Below are 4,319 nucleotides of genomic sequence, written 5' to 3'. Positions count from 1 at the left end.
TTCCCGGAGTGCAACGCCGACCTAGATTGCACGAAGAAGAAGCTCGCTGAAGTCGAGGGCCGCAAGGCCAGCGGCTTGACCTTCGACCGCATGTTCATCCGCCACTGGGATACCTGGAACGACGGGCGCCTGAATCGGGTATTTTCCGCCTCCTTGGGTGGCGTCACACCGCTGACCACGGCCACCCTGCTCAGCGGCGGCATCCACGGTGACATTCCCTCCAAGCCCTTTGGCGACCTGTCCGATTTCGCTTGGTCGCCGGACGGCAGGCAGGTGGCGATGAGCGTGCGCCAAGCCGACCGCGAGGAGCCCTGGAACACCAATTTCGACATCTGGTTGGTGAACGCCGACGGCAGCGGCGCACGCAACATGACCGCCGCCAACAAGGCCTGGGATGCCGGTCCGGTGTTCTCCGTCGACGGCAAGACGCTGTATTACCGGGCGATGAAGCGACCGGGTTTCGAGGCCGACCGGTTCGGGTTGATGGCGATGGATCTCGCCAGCGGGCAGGTTCGCGAAATCGACCCGAACTGGGACCGCAGCGCCGACGGCATCACCCTGTCGGCGGACGGCAAGTCGATCTACACCACTGCCGCGGACATGGGCCAGCACCCACTGTTCACGGTGGACATCGCCACCGGCGCAGCCACCCGCCTCATCGGTGATGGCAGCGTGTCCTCGCTGCAACTGGCCGGGCCGACGCTGGCCATTTCCCGCAATTCGATGCGCAGCGGCGACGTGATCTACACCACCAGCCCGGACGGCAGCGCCCCGTTGCGCCAGATCACCCCGAGCGCGCAGGACATGCTGCCCGACGTGGCCTGGGGCGAATACGAGCAGTTCAGTTTCAGCGGCTGGAACGGCGAGACCGTGCATGGCTATGTGGTCAAGCCGTGGAACTACCAGCCGGGCAACAAGTATCCGGTCGCTTTCCTGATCCACGGCGGTCCACAGGGCAGCTTCGGCGACGGCTGGAGCTACCGCTGGAATCCGCAAACCTATGCCGGGCAAGGCTACGCGGTGGTGATGATCGATTTCCACGGCAGCACCGGCTATGGACAGGCGTTCACCGACGCCATCAGCCAGCACTGGGGCGACCGCCCGTTGGAAGACCTGAAGAAGGGTTGGGACGCCGCGCAGGCGAAATACGGCTTCCTCAACGGCGACCGCGCCTGCGCACTGGGTGCCAGCTACGGCGGCTTCATGGCGTTCTGGATTGCCGGCAATTGGAACGCGCCGTGGAAGTGCATCGTCGCCCACGATGGTGTGTTCGACAATTTCATGATGGGCTATGCGACCGAAGAATTGTGGTTCTCCGAATGGGAGAACGGCGGCACGCCCTACGCCAATCCTGAAAGCTATCAGCGCTTCAACCCGGCCAACCACGTCGGCAACTGGCGTTCGCCGATCCTGATCATCCACGGCCAGCAGGATTTCCGTATTCCGGTCGAACAGGGCATCGCCGCCTTCACCGCAGCCCAGCGTCGCGGCGTCGAGTCGAAGTTCCTGTATTTCCCGGACGAGAACCACTGGGTGCTGAAGCCGGCCAACAGCCTGCTCTGGCATACCACCGTCAACGACTGGCTTCGCGCCCATATCGGGCAGTAGGGAAACGTGGCGCAAGGGTGCGATCGACCCCTGGATCGCACCCGGACCGCTACAGCCAGTCGATCTTCTTGAGATAGAGATACAGGGCCACGCAGACCAGCGCCACCACGCCGATCAGGACGGCGTAGCTGTATTGGCCGGGCAGTTCGGGCATGTGCTCGAAGTTCATGCCATACCAGCTTGCGATCAGGGTGGGGGCCGCCAGCAGGCCGGCCCAGCCGGCCAGTTTCTTGACGACCTCGCCTTGGGCGATGGTCACCAGCGACAGGTTCACGCTCATCGCCGCTGTCACCATCTCGCGCAGGGTGTCGATGGTGTCGCCGACGCGGACTGCATGGTCGTAGACGTCACGAAAATACGGGCGAACTTCATCCGGGATCTGAAACGCCGGCGTGCGCGTGAGCTGGGACAGGATGTCCTGCATCGGTGCCACTGCCAGCCGCATCCGGGTCAGTTCCTTGCGTAGCTCATACAGGCGCTGGATGGTGCCGCGCTTGTAACTTTCCGCGAACACATCCTGTTCCAGCGCGTCGAGCTCGTTCTCGAAATCAGTCGCGATCGGCTGGTAGTTGTCGACCACGAAGTCGAGCACGGCATGCAGGGCCGCGGTCGGACCCCTCGCCAGCACTTCCGGTTCCCGCTCCAGCCGCTGGCGGACGCTGGAATAACTCAGCGAGGCGTCATGACGAACCGTGATCAGGAAACGCGGACCGATGAACACATGGGTTTCGCCGAACTTGACGTGTCCGTCGACCTTTTGCGCGGTATGCACGGCAAGGAACAGGCTGTTGCCATAGGTTTCGATCTTGGGGCGCTGGTGGGCACTCTGGGCATCTTCCACCGCGAGGTCGTGCAGTGCGAATTCCTCCTGCAGCTTGTCCAGCAGGTGGGCTTCCGGCTCGTACAGGCCGACCCAGACAAAACTGTCATCATCCATGGCCAGCACGTCGCTGATGGCATCGAGGCTGATGTCCTTGCGCAGGCCATTGCAGTCGTAAGCAGCGCAGTTGACCACGCAGTTGGGAAGGGAAGTCTGGTCCATCGGTGAATCCTGCGCTGTGCGGGTAGGTGGATCAAGTCCGGGCGGGACGTGGTTGGCGCGTCCAGCGCCAAGCCAGGGCGGCGTGCAGCGGCAACAGCAGTGCAATCCAGTGGCCATTGCGTTGCGGATACACCTGCAACCACAGTGGCAGGCAGGCCAAGCCGGCGAGGAGGGCCACGAGGATCAGCAGGATCCGGAATCGTTGCGACGGGCTGCGCCCCCTCAGCAGTGTTGACGCGCCCGGCAACAGCAGCAGGCACAGTGGATCCAGCAACAACAGGTTGCGGTTGGCCCACAGGGCGTGGTGGTCAGTGCAGGCCCAGGCCAGGATGAGTACCGTGCCCAGGAGTCCGCACAGCAGCCAGTAGCCGCCGGCAAGTGCCGCCAGCGACCGTTCAAGGCGTTGTCCGGCATTGGCGACGCAAAGCGCCAGCATCGTGCCGACAAGCAGCCAAGGCCACAGCGGGACGCTGCCATCGGTCGGTTCGGGGGCCTGCCGCTGCGGCAGCAATTCGACCTCGGAGGCCACCAGTGACCGGCCATTGGGGTGGCGCACGGCGCGCAGGTCATCGGCGAGCTGACGTGGCAGGAAATCCTGCTGCCAGCGAGTCAGGGCGCGGTCGCCCGAAGGCCCCAATGCCATGTCGAATCCCAGCCACAGCCACGGCGAGGGCGATGCCAGTCGCAGCGACTCGCTGCGGTAGGTGTCGCCGGTGGAGCGGCTTTCGGTCTGGTGCAGCAGCAAGCCGCCCAGGGCGCGGTCGAGTGCATCGCGGACCTTGGTGGTGCAATTGCTGGTGAAGTAGTCGTAACGGTATCGCGCGTATTCCGGCTTGGCGTTCTCGGCCAGTGCGGCTGCCAGTGCAGTTGCCTGTGCGGGCTCGAGATCCAGCCATTGCAGGCGTACCCCGCGCCCGACCCGGCGATAGTAGTCGAGGTCCTGCGACAGCGGCAGCGCGACCAGCATGTATTCCATCTGGCCACGCAGGAAGCGCGGGATGAAACCGGGTTCTTCCATGTCGAAAAAGCCGAAGTTGTAGCTGGTCGGCTCGGCTTGCTCGGGGTCGTCGACCACGATGGCGTCGTGGCCGAAGCGCTCCCAGAAGATCTCGCCTGGCCCCATGGTGAGCACGCCGATGCGCGGAACGGGGTTCGATGCGGGTGGCGTCGCGGCCGAGGCAAGTCCGGAACCGGCAAGCAACACGACCAGCAGGGCGACCCGTGACAACAGGCTGATCAGCGCATCGGTTCGCAGCTTGGCCATCGCGAATCGATCGCGAGGCTCCTCACGCGTGTTTGGCATCGACGCTCACCAGCAGCGCGATCAACCGGCGTGCATCGGCATTGGCGACGCGGAACTTGAAGCGCCCCAGCGTCAACTCCTCGCCGGCCTCGGGCAGATGGCCGATCGCGTCGGTGACGAGGCCGCCGATGGTGTCGTAGTCGTCGTCCGGGAAATCCGCACCGAAGCGCTCGTTGAAATCGTCGATCGGGGTCAGCGCGTCGACCACGAACTGGCCATCGGCCTGCGCCGCGATCAATACGCCTTCGTCGCCGGCCTCGTCGTGCTCGTCGTCGATCTCGCCGACGATCTGCTCCAGCACGTCCTCGATGGTGACGAGGCCCGCCACGCCGCCGTATTCGTCGATCACGATCGCCATGTGATTGC

At 64.4% G+C, this 4,319-nt stretch carries 4 protein-coding genes; 1 reads left to right on the top strand and 3 read right to left on the bottom strand.

Translation table 11 applies throughout. The features are described 5' to 3' along the window. A partial coding sequence (locus IT472_RS05530) for a S9 family peptidase (protein ID WP_297179575.1) occupies window positions 1–1,608 on the top strand: 1,608 nt, incomplete at its 5' end. A gap of 49 nt (window positions 1,609–1,657) precedes the next feature. On the opposite strand, the gene corA is transcribed toward IT472_RS05530, so the two are convergent. From corA to IT472_RS05515, 3 genes are all read right to left on the bottom strand, one after another. Then, complete coding sequence (corA, locus tag IT472_RS05525; RefSeq protein ID WP_297179573.1) at window positions 1,658–2,650, bottom strand: magnesium/cobalt transporter CorA; 993 nt, start codon at window positions 2,648–2,650, stop codon at window positions 1,658–1,660. Window positions 2,651–2,681: 31 nt separating this feature from the next. Further along, a complete protein-coding gene (locus IT472_RS05520; protein ID WP_297179571.1) occupies window positions 2,682–3,914 on the bottom strand; it encodes a DUF4105 domain-containing protein in 1,233 nt (410 codons plus the stop codon). A gap of 22 nt (window positions 3,915–3,936) precedes the next feature. Further along, on the bottom strand, window positions 3,937–4,319 hold a 383-nt coding region (locus IT472_RS05515; RefSeq protein WP_297179568.1), incomplete at its 5' end, for a transporter associated domain-containing protein.

The organism is Thermomonas sp. (genome assembly GCF_020850895.1).
Classification (GTDB): domain Bacteria; phylum Pseudomonadota; class Gammaproteobacteria; order Xanthomonadales; family Xanthomonadaceae; genus Thermomonas.
This window is presented reverse-complemented; position numbering and strand designations above follow the sequence as displayed.